General features: G+C 70.5%; 14 protein-coding genes. 7 read left to right on the forward strand and 7 right to left on the reverse strand.

Features of this window, described 5'->3' with window-relative positions; genetic code table 11:
* Positions 1–122: 122 nt before the first annotated feature.
* The 3 genes from tyrS (at position 123) to M8231_RS08535 (ending at position 2,513) form a co-directional block, all read left to right on the forward strand.
* Positions 123–1,376: a tyrosine--tRNA ligase gene (gene tyrS, locus M8231_RS08525; protein WP_250201265.1), complete on the forward strand. Its 1,254-nt coding sequence runs from the start codon at positions 123–125 to the stop codon at positions 1,374–1,376.
* An 18-nt stretch (positions 1,377–1,394) separates the two neighbouring features.
* A complete protein-coding gene (locus M8231_RS08530) occupies positions 1,395–1,856 on the forward strand; it encodes a peroxiredoxin (protein WP_249750325.1) in 462 nt (153 codons plus the stop codon).
* A gap of 114 nt (positions 1,857–1,970) precedes the next feature.
* The gene (locus M8231_RS08535) at positions 1,971–2,513 is read left to right on the forward strand and encodes a bactofilin family protein (RefSeq protein WP_249750324.1); all 543 of its coding nucleotides are present in this window, start codon (positions 1,971–1,973) and stop codon (positions 2,511–2,513) included.
* 36 nt (positions 2,514–2,549) lie between these two features.
* Here M8231_RS08535 and prfB read toward each other — a convergent pair.
* Together prfB and pdxH are read right to left on the reverse strand one after the other, a co-directional pair.
* Positions 2,550–3,672 (reverse strand): peptide chain release factor 2 gene (prfB, locus tag M8231_RS08540; RefSeq protein WP_249750323.1). Its coding sequence is split into 2 segments (ribosomal slippage): positions 2,550–3,602 and positions 3,604–3,672, totalling 1,122 coding nucleotides; the frame shifts between segments, so codons are not numbered across the junction.
* Positions 3,673–3,747: 75 nt separating this feature from the next.
* The gene (gene pdxH / locus M8231_RS08545; protein ID WP_249750322.1) at positions 3,748–4,422 is read right to left on the reverse strand and encodes a pyridoxamine 5'-phosphate oxidase; all 675 of its coding nucleotides are present in this window, start codon (positions 4,420–4,422) and stop codon (positions 3,748–3,750) included.
* Between the two features lie 109 nt (positions 4,423–4,531).
* Between pdxH and M8231_RS08550 the strand changes: the two genes are divergently transcribed.
* Positions 4,532–5,266: a J domain-containing protein gene (locus M8231_RS08550; protein WP_249750321.1), complete on the forward strand. Its 735-nt coding sequence runs from the start codon at positions 4,532–4,534 to the stop codon at positions 5,264–5,266.
* A gap of 8 nt (positions 5,267–5,274) precedes the next feature.
* The gene (gene aroC / locus M8231_RS08555) at positions 5,275–6,360 is read left to right on the forward strand and encodes a chorismate synthase (RefSeq protein ID WP_250201266.1); all 1,086 of its coding nucleotides are present in this window, start codon (positions 5,275–5,277) and stop codon (positions 6,358–6,360) included.
* A 4-nt stretch (positions 6,361–6,364) separates the two neighbouring features.
* Here the strand turns inward: aroC and M8231_RS08560 are convergent, their stop codons facing one another.
* The gene (locus tag M8231_RS08560) at positions 6,365–7,870 is read right to left on the reverse strand and encodes a DUF389 domain-containing protein (protein WP_250201267.1); all 1,506 of its coding nucleotides are present in this window, start codon (positions 7,868–7,870) and stop codon (positions 6,365–6,367) included.
* Between the two features lie 9 nt (positions 7,871–7,879).
* A complete protein-coding gene (locus M8231_RS08565; protein ID WP_249750319.1) occupies positions 7,880–8,092 on the reverse strand; it encodes a glycine zipper domain-containing protein in 213 nt (70 codons plus the stop codon).
* Positions 8,093–8,160: 68 nt separating this feature from the next.
* Between M8231_RS08565 and trxB the strand changes: the two genes are divergently transcribed.
* Positions 8,161–9,168: a thioredoxin-disulfide reductase gene (trxB, locus tag M8231_RS08570; RefSeq protein ID WP_250201268.1), complete on the forward strand. Its 1,008-nt coding sequence runs from the start codon at positions 8,161–8,163 to the stop codon at positions 9,166–9,168.
* A gap of 27 nt (positions 9,169–9,195) precedes the next feature.
* Here trxB and M8231_RS08575 read toward each other — a convergent pair whose 3' ends face one another.
* From M8231_RS08575 to M8231_RS08585, 3 genes are all read right to left on the reverse strand, one after another.
* On the reverse strand, positions 9,196–10,695 hold the full coding sequence (locus M8231_RS08575) for an alginate export family protein (RefSeq protein ID WP_249750318.1): 1,500 nt from the start codon (positions 10,693–10,695) through the stop codon (positions 9,196–9,198).
* A gap of 103 nt (positions 10,696–10,798) precedes the next feature.
* Positions 10,799–12,070 (reverse strand): Nramp family divalent metal transporter, encoded by a 1,272-nt coding sequence (locus tag M8231_RS08580; RefSeq protein ID WP_250201269.1) that lies wholly within the window; start codon positions 12,068–12,070, stop codon positions 10,799–10,801.
* A 170-nt stretch (positions 12,071–12,240) separates the two neighbouring features.
* Positions 12,241–13,191, reverse strand: coding sequence for a dihydrodipicolinate synthase family protein (locus M8231_RS08585; protein WP_250201270.1), 951 nt, complete (start codon positions 13,189–13,191; stop codon positions 12,241–12,243).
* A gap of 128 nt (positions 13,192–13,319) precedes the next feature.
* Between M8231_RS08585 and M8231_RS08590 the strand changes: the two genes are divergently transcribed.
* Positions 13,320–14,333 (forward strand): LacI family DNA-binding transcriptional regulator, encoded by a 1,014-nt coding sequence (locus M8231_RS08590; RefSeq protein ID WP_250201271.1) that lies wholly within the window; start codon positions 13,320–13,322, stop codon positions 14,331–14,333.
* Positions 14,334–14,356 lie beyond the last annotated feature (23 nt).

Raw genomic sequence — 14,356 nt, forward strand, 5'->3', positions numbered from 1 at the left:
CCGGATTTCACACGATTCACACTATTCACACTGTGTTTTTCGCCCTGACCATCGCCCGTCCGTCGCGCTTGTCCCCCGAAGGGGAAGACGACCGAGGGCAAGCCTGCTAACGACCCACCGCCATGACAGACCCAGCCTTCAAGTCCGACTTCCTCCGCACCATGCAGGCGCGGGGATACATCCATCAGATCACCCACCCGGCCGAGCTCGATCAGGCGGCGGCCTCGGGCGTGGTCACGGGCTATATCGGCTTCGACGCCACGGCGCCGTCGCTGCACGTGGGCCACCTGATCCAGATCATGCTGCTGCGGCGTCTCCAGCAGGCCGGACACAAGCCCATCGTCCTGATGGGCGGCGGCACCACCAAGGTCGGCGACCCCTCCTTCAAGGACACCCAGCGCCCCCTGCTGACCGAGGCGCGGATCGCCGAGAACATCGCCGGCATCAAGGGCGTGTTCGAGAAGTTCCTGACCTTCGGCGACGGCCCGTCCGACGCCATCATGGTCGACAACGACGAGTGGCTGTCGAAACTGGGCTATCTGGAGTTCCTGCGCGACTACGGCACGCACTTCACCGTCAACCGGATGCTGAGCTTCGATTCCGTCAAGCTGCGCCTGGAGCGCGAGCAGCCTCTGACCTTCCTCGAATTCAACTATATGCTGATGCAGGCGACCGACTTCCTGGAGCTGAACCGCCGCTATGGCTGCGCGCTCCAGATGGGCGGATCGGATCAGTGGGGCAACATCATCAACGGCGTCGAACTGACCCGCAAGGTGGACCAGAAGGCCGCCTTCGGCCTGACCACGCCGCTGCTCTCGACCGCCTCGGGCCAGAAGATGGGCAAGACCGTGGGCGGCGCCGTCTGGCTGAACGCCGACGCCCTGTCGCCCTATGACTACTGGCAATATTGGCGCAACACCGAGGACGGCGACGTGGGCCGTTTCATGCGCCTGTTCACCGATCTGTCGGACGCCGAGATCGCCGGCTACGAGGCGCTGGAAGGCGCGGCCATCAACGACGCCAAGAAGGCCCTGGCCGACGCCGCCACCGCCATGCTGCACGGCGCCGACGAAGCCGCCAAGGCCCGCGCCGCCGCCGAAACCGCCTTCGAAAAGGGCCAGGTCTCGGCCGATCTGCCGACCGTCGAACTGCCCGCTTCCGAGGTTTACGGCGCCATGATCGCCGCTGTCGTGACCAAGGCCGGCCTGACCGCCTCGAACGGCGAGGCCCGCCGCCTGGCCCAGGGCGGCGGCCTGCGCCTGAACGATGTGGCCGTGTCCGACGGCGCGCAGCTGCTGAGCGAGGCGGACGTCGCCGACGGCGTGATCAAGCTGGCCGCGGGCAAGAAGAAGATCGTGCTGGTGCGCCCCGTTTAACCCGCTCGGAGATGTGAGATGCCCGAAGTCGGCCGCCCCGCCCCCGCCCTCGACCTGCCGACCGACGGCGGCGGCCGCGTCTCCCTGGCCGCGCTGAAGGGCCGGCCCGTGGTGGTCTATTTCTATCCCAAGGCCGACACCCCCGGCTGCACCAACGAGGGCAAGGACTTCTCCGCCCTGCTGGACGACTTCGCGGCGCTGGATGCGACCGTCGTCGCCGTGTCCAAGGATCCCGTGAAGAAACTCGACCGCTTCAAGGCCAAGCACGACCTCAAGGTCGTCCTGGCCTCCGACGAAGCCGGCGCCGCGTGCGAGGCCTGGGGCGTCTGGGTCCAGAAGAGGCTCTACGGCCGCGAATACATGGGGATCGAGCGCGCGACCTTCCTGGTCGGGCCGGACGGGAACATCGTCCGGGCCTGGCGCAATGTCCGCGTCCCCGGCCATGCCGAGGCCGTGCTGGCGGCCCTCAAGGCTCCGTGATCGGCGAGCGGGGTTCGAAAGCGGTGCTTGACGTTCGCCCTCCCCGCCCCCCTAAATCGCGTCCGAGGGCTTTGGGGTAAGGGCCGGCCTTGGCTGGCAGATGCGGAGCGCACCATGTTCACCAAGAGCAAACCCAACGACAGCGGCGGCATGGGCATTCCCCCCGCCCCGGACCCCCAGCCTGCGGCTCCTAACCCGGCTCCGGCGCCCGCAGCGGCCGCGCCCGTCGCCCGCGCGCCCGAACCGGCCCGCCCCGCGGCCGCGCCGCGCTCCACCAGCCTGTCGACCCTGTCGGCGGGCGTGAAGTACGAGGGCAACATCTCCGGCGCCGGCGACCTCCAGATCGAGGGCTCGCTCAAGGGCGACGTCCGCGTCGCCCGCGTCACCATCGGCGAAGGCGGCTCGGTCGAGGGCACGGTCCACGCCGACGTGCTTGACGTGCGCGGCCGGGTCACCGGCGCCATCGTGGCCAAGCAGGTCCGCCTCTACGCCACCTCGCGCGTCGAGGGCGACATCACCCAGGAACAGCTGTCGGTCGAACAGGGCGCCTGGTTCCAGGGCCGCTGCAACCAGGCCAAGCGCGACACGCCCGGCGCGTCGATGCTGGAGCCGCCGGCCGACAAGAAGGCCGACGCCAAGGAAAAGGCCCCGGCCTGATCCGAAAAGGGGCGGTCCGCCGGACCGCCCCTTTCCTTATTCCGCCGTCGATCCGCGCGTCTCGCCGACCCGCGCGGCCAGCGCCGCGCCCATGAACTGGTCCAGGTCGCCGTCCAGGACCCCTTGGGTGTCGGACGTCTCCACCTCGGTCCGCAGGTCCTTGACCATCTGGTACGGCTGCAGGACGTAGGACCGGATCTGGTGGCCCCAGCCGATGTCGGTCTTGGCGTCCGCCAGCGCCTGGGCCGCCGCCTCGCGCTTCTGAAGCTCAAGCTCGTAGAGGCGCGCGCGCAGCATCTTCCAGGCCTGTTCGCGGTTCTGGTGCTGCGACCGCCCGGCCTGGCAGGCCACGACGGTGTTGGTGGGCACGTGCGTCAGGCGCACCGCCGAGTCGGTCTTGTTGATGTGCTGCCCGCCCGCGCCCGAGGCCCGGTAGGTGTCGGTGCGGACGTCCGCCGGGTTGATGTCGATCTCGATCGCGTCGTCCACCACCGGCGACACCCCGATGGAGGCGAAGCTGGTGTGCCGCTTGGCGGCCGCGTCATAGGGGCTGATGCGCACCAGGCGGTGAACGCCCGATTCCGACTTCAGCCAGCCATAGGCGTTGGGGCCCTTCACCTGGATCGTGGCGGACTTGATGCCGGCCTGTTCGCCGCCTTCCTCCGCCTCGATCTCGACCTCATAGCCGTGCGCCTTGGCCCAGCGCGAATACATCCGCAGCAGCATGCCGGCCCAGTCGTTCGACTCGGTGCCGCCCGCGCCGGAGTTGACTTCCAGATAGGCGTCGTTGCCGTCCGCCTCGCCCGACAGCAGGGCTTCCAGCTCGGCGCGCGCGGCGCGGTCCTTGATGGCCTTCAGCTGGGCGCGGGCGTCTTCGAGAGCGGCCTCGTCGCCCTCGTCGTCCGCCATCTCGGCCAGCATGACGCCGTCCTCCAGCCCCTGCTCCATCTCCCTGACGGCGTTGACCTGGCCTTCCAGGCGCGAACGGTCGCGGCTGACGGCCTGGGCCTCGTCGGGGTTGTCCCAAAGGGTCGGGTCCTCGACCCGCGCGTTCAGCTCGTCGAGCTTCCTTAGAGCGACATCCCAGTCAAAGTCGCCTCCTGAGCAGAGCGACGCTCTGCTCGATGTCGGCCTTCATGGCCTCGACATCCGGTCTCATCGCGATCTCCAGCGATACGTAAAGTGAGGGGCGGACATAGAGGCCCCGCGCCGAAAGGGAAAGGGGCGATCCCGATCAGGGCCACAGCCGGGTCTTGCGCCAGCCGTCGCCGTCGCGATCGAACCGCATCCGGTCATGCAGGCGGAACGGCCGGTCGCGCCAGAACTCCACCGACGACGGAACGACGCGCCATCCGCTCCACCGCGCGGGCCGGGGCACGTCCTGGCCGTCGAACCGCGCCGTCTCGCGCGCCACCGCGGCTTCCAGCGCCGCCCGGTCCGGCAGCGGGCGCGACTGGTCCGAGGCCCAGGCGCCGATGCGGCTCTCGCGCGCGCGGCTGGCGAAATAGGCGTCCGCCTCATCGGCCGTGACCGGCTGCACCGCGCCGCGCACCCGGACCTGGCGGCGCAGCGACTTCCAGTGAAAGGTCAGGGCCGCGACCGGCCGGGCGTCCAGCTCCAGCCCCTTGGCGCTCTCGCGGTTCGAGTAGAAGGTGAAGCCGCGCCCGTCGACGTCCTTCAGCAGCACGATCCGCGCGTCCGGCAGGCCCTCGGCGTCGACGGTCGACAGGGTCATGGCGTTGGCGTCGTTGACCTCGTGCGCGCGGGCGTCGGCCAGCCAGTCGACGAACAGGCCGACCGGCTCGGCCCGCTCGAAGGCGGCGTCGTCGCTGTTGGCGGCCAGGGCGGCGGCGTAGTCGCGGGCGTATTCCTCGCGCGACGGGCTGGGCGGGATCACGGGGGCGGTCATGCCGTCGGTCTAGCCCCTTCCCCGCATCGAGGAAATGATGCGGATCAAAGGCGGCTTTCCGCCATCGCGGTTAACCGGCTCTTGACCATGTCGCGCCACAGTCCGGGCCATGCGCGCGTTTCCTTCCGTGTCCGATCCCGCCGTCCGCGACGCCCTGGCGTTGCTGGGCCTGGAGAGTGCGGAGCACGACGCCGCGTCGTTGAAGACGGCCTTCCGCAACGCCGTGAAGACGGCGCGCCCGGATCGGGCCGGCGGCGACGCCGAGCGTTTTCGTCAAGTCATCGCCGCCTATCGGCTGCTGCAGGCGCAGGGTTCGGCGCGGCTGGCCCTGGCCGCGCCGGTGGTGCGCGCCGCCCCGCCGCCCGTCGCGACCCTGACGCCGCGCCAGGCCGTGAACGGCGCCCGGATCGACATTCGGCTGGGCGGCCGTCGCCTGCGCCTTTCCGTTCCCGCCGGGATGCGAACCGGCCAGCATCTGCGCCTGAGGGGCGCGGCCCCCGACGGCGGCGACCTTTACCTGCGCGTCCTGATCCGTCCGGCCGAGGGCCTGTCGGTCATGGGCGACGATCTGTTCATGACCGCCCCGGCCAGCGAGCGCATCCTGGCCGACGGCGGGCGCCTCGAAATCCAGACCCACGCCGGCCTGCGCTCGGCGTGGATCACGCCGGGCTTGCAGTCGCCCGTGCGCCTGAGCCTTCGCGGCCTGGGCCTGCCGGCGCGCGGGTCGCGACCGGCGGGCCGGCTGATCGTCACCCTGGAGCCCTGCGAGGACACGCCGTCCGCGGCCGAGGACCTGCTGATGCGCTTCAACCGGGTCTGGACGCCGGAGCGTCTGGCGGCCTAAGTCGGGCCATGTCGCACAACACCTTCGGCCATCTGTTCCGCGTCACCACCTGGGGCGAAAGCCACGGCCCGGCGATCGGCTGCGTGATCGACGGCTGCCCGCCGCGGATCCCGCTGACCGAGGCCGACATCCAGCCGTGGCTGGACCAGCGGAAACCCGGCGGCTCCCGGTTCGTCACCCAGCGGCAGGAGAGCGACACGGCCCAGATCCTGTCGGGCGTGTTCGACGACGGCGATGGTCCGGTCACCACCGGCACGCCGATCTCGATCCTGATCCGCAACGAGGACCAGCGGTCCAAGGACTATGGCGAGATCGCCCGCGCCTATCGGCCGGGCCACGCGGACTTCGCCTATCAGGCCAAATACGGCGTGCGCGACCATCGCGGCGGCGGGCGGTCGTCGGCGCGCGAGACCGCCAGCCGCGTCGCCGCCGGGGCCGTGGCGCGACGCATCCTGGGCGACGGCGTGCAGATCCGCGCCGGCGTGGTCCAGATCGGCCCGCACCGGATCGCGCCCGAAGCGATCGACTTCGACGCCGTTCCCGGCAACCCGCTGTTCGCCGCCTCGGCCGAGGTCGTGCCGGACTGGGAGGCCTATCTGGACGGCGTCCGCAAGGCCGGCTCCTCCATCGGCGCGGTGGTGGCGCTGGAGGCGACCGGCGTCCCCGCCGGCTGGGGCGCGCCTCTGTATGGCAAGCTGGACACCGAACTGGCCGCCGCCCTGATGTCCATCAACGCCGCCAAGGGGGTCGAGATCGGCGCGGGCTTCGGCGCGGCGGAACTGTCGGGCGAGGACAACGCCGACGAGATGCGGCTGGACCTGAACAGGCAGCCCGTCTTCCTGTCGAACCAGGCGGGCGGCGTGCTGGGCGGCATCTCGACCGGACAGTCGGTGACGGCGCGGGTGGCGTTCAAGCCCACCTCCTCCATCCTGACGCCGCGCCAGACCATCACCCGCGACGGCGAGGAGACGGACCTGCGCACCAAGGGCCGCCACGACCCGTGCGTCGCTCTGCGCGCCGTGCCGGTGGTGGAGGCGATGGCCGCCTGCGTCCTGGCCGACGCCTTCCTGCGGCATCGCGCCCAGGTCGGCTGAGCCGTCACGTCAGGGCGATGCGCGCCAGGTTGCGGTCGCCGGCGCGACACGCCGGCCCGTCTTCCGCCGCCACCGACACGCCCGTCGCCGCCAGTTCGGCCAGGAAGCGTTCGCGCGCGTCCGGCGGGGCGGTTTCGCCCTCCCCGACCGCCGGGGCCGGATCGGGCCGGCAGAACCGGAGGCGAGGCCGCGCCCGCCAGCGCGCCAGGGCCCAGGCGGCTTGGGCGCGGGCGTCGGCGTCGGCCAGATCGACCGTCTCCATTCCCTCCAGCGGCGGCGTGACCCAGACGTCCACGCCCTCGAACTTGGCTCTCAAGGCCTTCTCCAGGGCGAAGGCGCTGGACAGGTCCAGCCCCGCGTCGGGCCGCAGCAGCACCACCGCCCGGCGCCCCTCCCCGTCCACCATAAGGGCGTCGGTGGCGAAGGGGACCGAGTCCGACAGCCGGCCGCGCAGGGCCGCCACCGGGTCCGGCGCGGAGGCGGCGCTGGCCTGGACGGCGCGGGCCGCGGCCTGGGGATCGGCGACGACGATCTGGTCCAGCGTCGCCTCGACCGGCACGTGCAGCGCGGCGGTCAGCCGTTCCTGCAGACGCGCCTGGGCGTCGGCGACCAGGGCGCGCGTGCTGACCAGGGCCGAGACCGTGACCTTGTCGCCGTCCGCCCGCGCGTCCAGCAGAGTCACGCGCGAGTCGGCGCCGGAGAAGATGTCGTTGACCGCCAGCCGCGTCTCGGCCGTGGCCCGGCTCTCCAGCCCGATCGAGCGCAGCGACAGCGCCAGCGGGATCGACAGCAGCACGAAGACCACCACCACCGCCACGCCCCGCCACGGCGCAGGCCGTTCCAGCAGGCGGGGCCGAAAGCCGTAGAAGCCCGCCGTCAGCGTCGCGGCCAGGGCGATGGCCACCAGGTTGGTCATGAACAGGAAGACCGCGCCGCCCGCGATCCGCAGGTCGCCGGTGCCCAGGCCGAACCCCACGGTGGCCACCGGCGGCATCAGGGCGGTGGCGATGGCCACGCCGATGATGGTTTCCCCCCTTTGCCGGATCACGGCGTAGGCGCCGGCGACGCCCGAGAAGACGGCGATCAGCAGGTCGAAGAAGTTGGGCCGCGTCCGCGCCAGGATCTCGCTGGTCGGCTCCTTCAGCGGCGACAGCAGGGTCAGCAGTATGGCCACCGCCAGGGCCAGGCCGACGCCGACCGCCAGCGCCTTGACCGCCCGCTTCAGCTCTTCCCAGTCCAGCAGCGCCAGGGAAAAGCCCAGCGCCACGATCGGCCCCATCATCGGCGAGACCAGCATGGCCCCAATCACCACCGCCGGCGACCCCAGCATCAGCCCCAGCGCCGCGATCGCCGCCGAGATCACCGTCATCATCAGATATCGGCCGGTCAGCCCGCCGTTGTCATAGACCGACAGGGCGACCACCGAATGGTCCACCCCCAGGCGGGCGGCGGCCAGGGCGCGTCGCGCGATGTTTCGGTTTTCGCGGGCGGAGGCGGATTCGGTCTTCATGCAGCCAGACTAGCGAGCTTCGTCCGTCGGATCGCCCCCGGGCTTGTCGTCGTCCGATTTCGGCTTGCGGGCCGCCATGCCCGCCGAGCCGAGGCCCGCGCCGATGGCGACGCCGAGCGCGATCCCCAGCGCCAGATTGTCCAGCGCCAGGCCCAGGGCCACGCCGATGGCGACGCCCATGCCGATCCCGCCCGCGAAAAACGCCCCGCCCCTGTTCTTCATCCCCGACTCCTTCGTGACTGCGGCGACGATAGCATCGCGCGAAGCGGAATCAGCGCCTAAATAGGCGCATGAGCACGCCCCGTTCCGTCCGCCTCGCCATCATCGGTTCCGGCCCCGCCGGCTGGACCGCCGCCATCTACGCCGCCCGCGCCTCGCTGAACCCGGTGGTCATCGCCGGCCTGCAACCCGGCGGCCAGCTGACCATCACCACCGACGTGGAAAACTATCCCGGCTTCGCCGAGACGATCCAGGGGCCGTGGCTGATGGAGCAGATGCGCGCCCAGGCCCAGCATGTCGGGACCGAGGTGATCCACGACATCGTCGTGTCCGCCGACCTGTCCCAGCGGCCCTTCCGGCTGAAGCTGGACGGCGGCGACGAACTGCTGGCCGAGACGGTCATCATCTCCACCGGCGCCCAGGCCAAGTGGCTGGGGCTGGACTCCGAGGCGGCCTATCAGGGCTTCGGCGTCTCGGCCTGCGCCACCTGCGACGGCTTCTTCTATCGCGGCAAGGAAGTGGTCGTGGTCGGCGGCGGCAACACCGCCGTGGAAGAGGCGCTGTTCCTGACCAACTTCGCCTCCAAGGTCACCGTGGTCCACCGCCGCGACGAGTTCCGCGCCGAGAAGATCCTTCAGGACCGCCTGTTCGCCCATCCCAAGGTCGAGGTGATCTGGAACCATGCGGTGGAAGAGGTTGTCGGCGTCGTCGACGGCGTGGCCAGGAACGTCACCGGCGTGCGGCTGAAGCACGTCCAGGACGGCTCCACGCGCCAAGTCCCGGCCGACGGCGTCTTCATCGCCATCGGCCACGCCCCGTCGTCGGAACTGTTCAAGGGCCAGCTGGAGACCAACAGCGGCGGCTATCTGCGCGTCACGCCCGGCACGGCGGCGACGGCCATCGAAGGCGTCTGGGCCGCCGGCGACGTGACCGACGACGTCTATCGCCAGGCCGTCACCGCCGCCGGCATGGGCTGCATGGCCGCGCTGGAAGCCAGCCGCTTCCTGGCCGAGGAAGACCACAAGAAGCAGGGCCATCCCATCAGCCACGCCGAGGCGGAGAAGATCGGGGTCTGGTGAGCCTGCCCCCGCCGCGCCGACGGTCGATCAGAAGCGGAAGTTGATCCAGGCGGTCAGATAGTCGGAACTGGCGTAGCCGGCGTCCTTCAGCACCGGTCCCGCCGCCAGATGTTCGTAACGGCCGATCAGGCTGGTGCGCGCCGAGACGTTGTGGGCCGCCTGCACGCGCCAGACCTCGCCGACGCGACGGCCGTCCACCGCCTGGGTCCCCGCATAGGGCAGGTCCGTGGCGCGATAGACCGCATCGCGCTCTGACGCCCGCCAGGTTCCCTGCACCTCGCCGCTCAGGGTCGTTCGCCCGCGGCGGATCGAGATGTTGGGCGCGACGGCGATCATGTTCACCGGGCCGAACACGTTCTGATAGCTGTAGAAGGTCGGCACCCCCTGGGGCGTGACCGCCGCGCGCAGGGTCCCATCGCCGTAGGACCCGCCGCCGGAGCCATAGTCGATCCTGACGCCCAGACGCGGCGCGCCGGCCCCGTCGCCCAGGCTGACGCTCTGCTGGGTGAAGACGTGCAGCGCCTCGATGCGCCGGTCGCCGAACCGTCCGGTCTGTCTGGCCACGGCCCAGTCGATGTTGGCGGGCCCCATCTCGCCCCACAGGCGGGCGCCGACATAGTCGCGCCTCTCGCGCGCGGTTTGCGCGCCCCACCGTCGATCGGCGTCGGTCGTGCGCCACACGAAGGGATCGAAGAACAGCTTGGACCCGCCGAACCAGTCGCGGGGGACCACCATCCCCGCGGTCACGCCCTGGAAGCGACGCGCATCGTCGGTGCGGTCGTCGTCGACGCCCCCGGTCCCCAGCTGCGTGGCCTTCAGGTCGAAGACGTCCGCCCTCCACCGGGCGCCGCGGACCCAGGCCCGGGCGCCGTTGAACGGCGTCAGGATCGTGGCGCCGTTGCGGGTGCTGATCAGATAGGGCGATCCGTCGATGAAGAATTGGCGCCCCAGCCGTGCGCCCAGTTCCAGGCCGCCAGCCTCGCCGCTGACATCGACGAACGCCTGCTGCACCACCAGGTCGTTGCGGATGGCCCCCACCGGATTGGGATCGTTGCGGCCGCCGGAGCCGCCATGCGCCACTTCGCCATAGGCGCGCAGGTGACGCCCCAGATGAAGGTCCGCGCCCCCGACCAGCCGCAGGGTGTCCAGGCGCTGGTCCGGCCGATCCAGCAGGCCCGGACCGGTCGTCAGCGCCGTGCGGGCGCGCATCTCGCCCGAAAGGCTCAGCCACACCGCGCCGTCTGCCGACAAAGGAATGAACTTCAGCCGGTCCAGCGCATCCTTGCGTCGGGCGGGATCGGCGTATGCGGACCAGTCCTCGGCCCAGCGCGCCTCGGCGTAGCCCGCCGCAACCGGTCCCACGCCGATCCCGGCCCGGGGATAGGGCGCCGCCGCAGGGCCCGCGCTCTCCTGCGCCAGGGCGGGACAGCCGATCAGCGGCAGGCTGGCGACCGCCAGGCCCAGGATCGGACGGTGGAACCGACGCGCGCGATCGCGCGCCGTGAAACGGAGAAGGGTCGTCTTCATGATGGAGGCCTTGAAAAGGGCCGCGCGCCGGGATCGTCGCCGGCCCAGCCGGGGCGACAGGCGGCGCGCGGGGATTCGGGTTCGCCGGTCGCCCGGCTCGACGTCAGCCGCCTGTCGCGCCGGTCAGTTTCAGCACCAGCAGAACGGTCGAGGCGCAGATCGACGCCAGGCCGACCGCCGCCAGGATGTTGTGCCACCACCGGTTCTTCAGCGCGCCCATCAGCCGGTTGTTGGCGGTCAGGACCAGAAGGACGCCCAGCAGGGGCGCCACCAGCACCGTCATGGCCTGGGCCAGGATGATCAGCTGAACCCGCGATCCCGGCGCAAAGGCCACGATCAGCACGCCGAACAGCAGCACCAGGCCGACCAGCGCCTTGGTCCGCAGGGACTCGAACGATCCGCCCCAGCCCAGGCCGTCGGACAGCAGGGTTCCCCCCGCCGTGGCGTTGGCGAGCATGGACGAGAAGGCGGCGCCGAAGAAGCCCAGGGTGAAGACATAGTAGCCGACCTGCCCGGCCAGCGGCTCGAAGATGCGCGCCAGTTGCGGCAGGGTCTCCACCCGTTGCCCGGTCTGTCCCAGGACCGCGGCCGCCACCATGATGACCAGCGCGGTCATGATCCCCGGCGCGACGATGCCGGGAATGGTGTCGGTCAGGGTCGCGTCCCGATATTGATCCGGCCGGGTCTTGTGGGCCTGGGTCGCATAGCTGGTGAAGAAGGCCGCGTTGATCGAGAAGTTGGTCCCGACCAGGGCGACGATCAGCAGTTCGCTGCCCGGCGGAAAACTGGGCATTCCGCCCGCCAGACCCGCGACCCAGTCCGGCCGGGCCATGAAGGCGCTGGCGACGAAGCCCACCGCCATGGTGGCCACCAGGCCGATCAGCAGGCGCTCGACCGTGCGAAACACGTTTCGGGCCAGCAGGATGAAGCCCACCGCCAGGCTGACCATCACCGTCCACAGCACGGCGTTGCCGCCGAACAGCATCGACAGCGCCAGGCCCGAATCGGCCGCGTTGCCCACCGAAAAGCACAGGGTGATGAAGAAGACGCCGAACCCGGCGGCGACGCCGGTCGGCTTGCCCAGGGTCTGTTTGATCGTGCCGATCATCGACAAGGGCGAGGCGATGCCGATGCGCACGCTCATGTCGGTGAAGGCGATCATCAGCACCGTCGACAGCACGATGACCCAGATCAGGGCGTAGCCGAAGGCGCTGCCGGCCTCGATCGCCGAGGTCAGATTGCCGGGCCCGAACTGCCAGGCGCCGGCGATGAAGGCGGGGCCGACCAGGGCCAGCTTGGCCAGCAGCGTCCTGGACGGGGCCTTGCGGGGCTCCGCCACGGCCGCGGCCTCGGGGAGCACGTCACGATGCGACATGACTTTACCTTTCTGGCGGGGTGGCCCTCGACCATCCTCGCCGGGTGTTTCTTCCCAGGCGCCGTGACACTTCTGACGGGGCATCGGCGCGGTGATAGGCTTGTCGGGCCCGGTCACGCCAGGCCTGAAAGCGAAGCAGCCCCCGCGCCGGACGACGCGGGGGCTGATCCTTATTCGGCGGCGATCGCGGAGGATCCGACCGAGCCGACGCCGGCGGCGTCGAACGCTTCGAAAATCTGGCGCTCGGCGGCCTCGCCCAGGTTCTTCAGCGGCTCGCGGATCGTGGCGTGATCCAGAACGCCGCGCTTCACCAGGCCCAGCTTCAGGGCGACGGTGCCCTCCATATGCGAGCCGCGGTGATACACCGCCCTGGTGATCGGCAGCAGCTGCTCGAAGATGCGGCGCGCCTCGGGATAATCCTGCGCCTTGCCGGCCGCGATCAGTTGGACCAGCAGTTCCGGCGCGATGTTGCCATAGCCGACCAGCAGGCCGTCGACGTCGAACATCGTGGGCAGCAGCCATTCGTCGTGGCACGACAGCACCTGTAGTTCCGGCGCGGCCTTCTTCAATTCGGGGATTTCGACGTACCAGCGCTTCATGTTGCGCACGCCGTTCTTGGTGGCGACGACGCCCTCCTGGGTGGCGATGTCGATCTGAGTGTCCAGGTCATAGGACGCCTTGGTCGCGTCGGGATACTGGAACAGGATGCATTGCAGGCCGGACTCCTGCCAGATCGCCTTGTAGCGGTCCTGCGGCGCGCCCTTCTGGAAGCCGAAACGCAGCCAGCCGTGGTTCGGATAGACCAGGGCGCCGGTCGCGCCCGCGGCCTTGCACGCCTTGGCCTCTTCGGCCGCGACGCGGGTGCCCTCGCCGGTGATGCCCGCGATGATCGGCACATCGCCGCCGACGGCCTCGACATAGGTCTCGATCAGCTTCAGCCGCTCTTCGGTGGTCAGGAAGGTGCCTTCCCCGGCGTGGCCCAGGATGACCAGGCTCTTCACCCCCTCGATGGAGACCAGCCACTTGGCCAGGCGCGCATTGGCGGCGTAGTCGACTTCGCCGTCGCGGGTGAAGACGGTGACGGGCGCGGGGCTGAGACCACGAAGATCCATGACGCTCATTGGGTTTCCTCTCTGGAGTTTCTTCTGGTGAGCCTCGACGGCTCGGGAACGATACCGGGAACGTTCCCTACTTTACATCGCGCGGTCGGCGGGTCAAGCCGGTCGCAACAGGGAGGCGGATCATCGCGATGAAGCAACGAGGCGGCGGCGGGCGGCGTGTGACGATCCTGGACATCGCGCGGGCCACGGGCGTGTCGAAAAGCAGCGTGTCGCGGTTCCTCGACGAAGGCTCTCCGTCCGATACCGAGGCCGCGCGCCTGGTGCGCCGCGTCGCGACGGAACTGGGCTATGTCCGCGACGTCTCGGCCGCCAACCTGCGGCGCGGGTCCACGGGCACGATCGGCGTGATCGTGCCGCGCCTGACCGACACGGTCATGGCGATGCTCTACGAATCCCTCGCCCATGCCGCGGCTCAGTCGGGGCGGTTCACCATCGTCGCCACGACCAATGACGATCCGGTCGCCAATCAGCGGGCGGCGGAGATGTTGATGGCGCGGGGCGTCGACGGCCTCGTCCTGGCGACGACACGAACCGGGGATGGCCTGGCCGAACGGCTTGCGGCCCAAGGCGTCCGCTTCGTTCTCGCCCTTCGGACCGATGGGGTGCACCCCTCCTCCGTCGGCGACGACCGCCTGGGCGGCTATCTGGCGACGCGCCACCTGATCGACCTCGGCCACAGCCGGATCGGCGTGGTCGCGGGCCCCAGCGACGCCTCCAGCGCGGCGGGGCGGGTGGAGGGCTATCGCGCGGCGATGGACGAGGCCGGCCTGTCGGTGCGCCCCGAGTGGGTCGTGCCCTCCAGCTTCAGCCTGGAGGCCGGCAACCTGGCGGCGCGTGAGTTGATGACCCTAGCCGATCGGCCCACCGCCCTCTTCGCCATCAACGACAACACCGCGCTGGGCGCCCTGTCAGCCCTGGCCCAGCAGGGGCTGTCCGTTCCCGGCGACATTTCCGTGGTGGGCTACAACGACATCCCGCTGGTCAGCCACCTGCCCACGCCGCTGACCACGGTAAGGACGCCGTTCGGCCAGATCGCCGCCACGGCCATGGAACTGCTGACCCAGGCCGACACGCCGGGCGCCCCCGCGGTTCGCCGCGCCACCCCTTCGCTCATTCCCCGCCAGTCGACGCGCCGCCTTTAGGCCCTCGCGCGTCTCACGCTCGC

This window comes from Brevundimonas albigilva, from assembly GCF_023573565.1.
Lineage (GTDB): Bacteria > Pseudomonadota > Alphaproteobacteria > Caulobacterales > Caulobacteraceae > Brevundimonas > Brevundimonas albigilva.

Bases quoted from the DNA above. Each gene is read 5' to 3' on its own strand.
- tyrS (WP_250201265.1), top strand. From the start codon at position 123: ATGACAGACCCAGCCTTCAAGTCCGACTTCCTCCGCACCATGCAGGCG.
- M8231_RS08575 (WP_249750318.1), bottom strand. From the start codon at position 10,695: ATGAAGACGACCCTTCTCCGTTTCACGGCGCGCGATCGCGCGCGTCGG.
- aroC (WP_250201266.1), top strand. From the start codon at position 5,275: ATGTCGCACAACACCTTCGGCCATCTGTTCCGCGTCACCACCTGGGGC.
- M8231_RS08535 (WP_249750324.1), top strand. From the start codon at position 1,971: ATGTTCACCAAGAGCAAACCCAACGACAGCGGCGGCATGGGCATTCCC.
- M8231_RS08550 (WP_249750321.1), top strand. From the start codon at position 4,532: ATGCGCGCGTTTCCTTCCGTGTCCGATCCCGCCGTCCGCGACGCCCTG.
- M8231_RS08580 (WP_250201269.1), bottom strand. From the start codon at position 12,070: ATGTCGCATCGTGACGTGCTCCCCGAGGCCGCGGCCGTGGCGGAGCCC.
- pdxH (WP_249750322.1), bottom strand. From the start codon at position 4,422: ATGACCGCCCCCGTGATCCCGCCCAGCCCGTCGCGCGAGGAATACGCC.
- M8231_RS08530 (WP_249750325.1), top strand. From the start codon at position 1,395: ATGCCCGAAGTCGGCCGCCCCGCCCCCGCCCTCGACCTGCCGACCGAC.
- M8231_RS08560 (WP_250201267.1), bottom strand. From the start codon at position 7,870: ATGAAGACCGAATCCGCCTCCGCCCGCGAAAACCGAAACATCGCGCGA.
- M8231_RS08585 (WP_250201270.1), bottom strand. From the start codon at position 13,191: ATGAGCGTCATGGATCTTCGTGGTCTCAGCCCCGCGCCCGTCACCGTC.
- trxB (WP_250201268.1), top strand. From the start codon at position 8,161: ATGAGCACGCCCCGTTCCGTCCGCCTCGCCATCATCGGTTCCGGCCCC.
- M8231_RS08565 (WP_249750319.1), bottom strand. From the start codon at position 8,092: ATGAAGAACAGGGGCGGGGCGTTTTTCGCGGGCGGGATCGGCATGGGC.
- M8231_RS08590 (WP_250201271.1), top strand. From the start codon at position 13,320: ATGAAGCAACGAGGCGGCGGCGGGCGGCGTGTGACGATCCTGGACATC.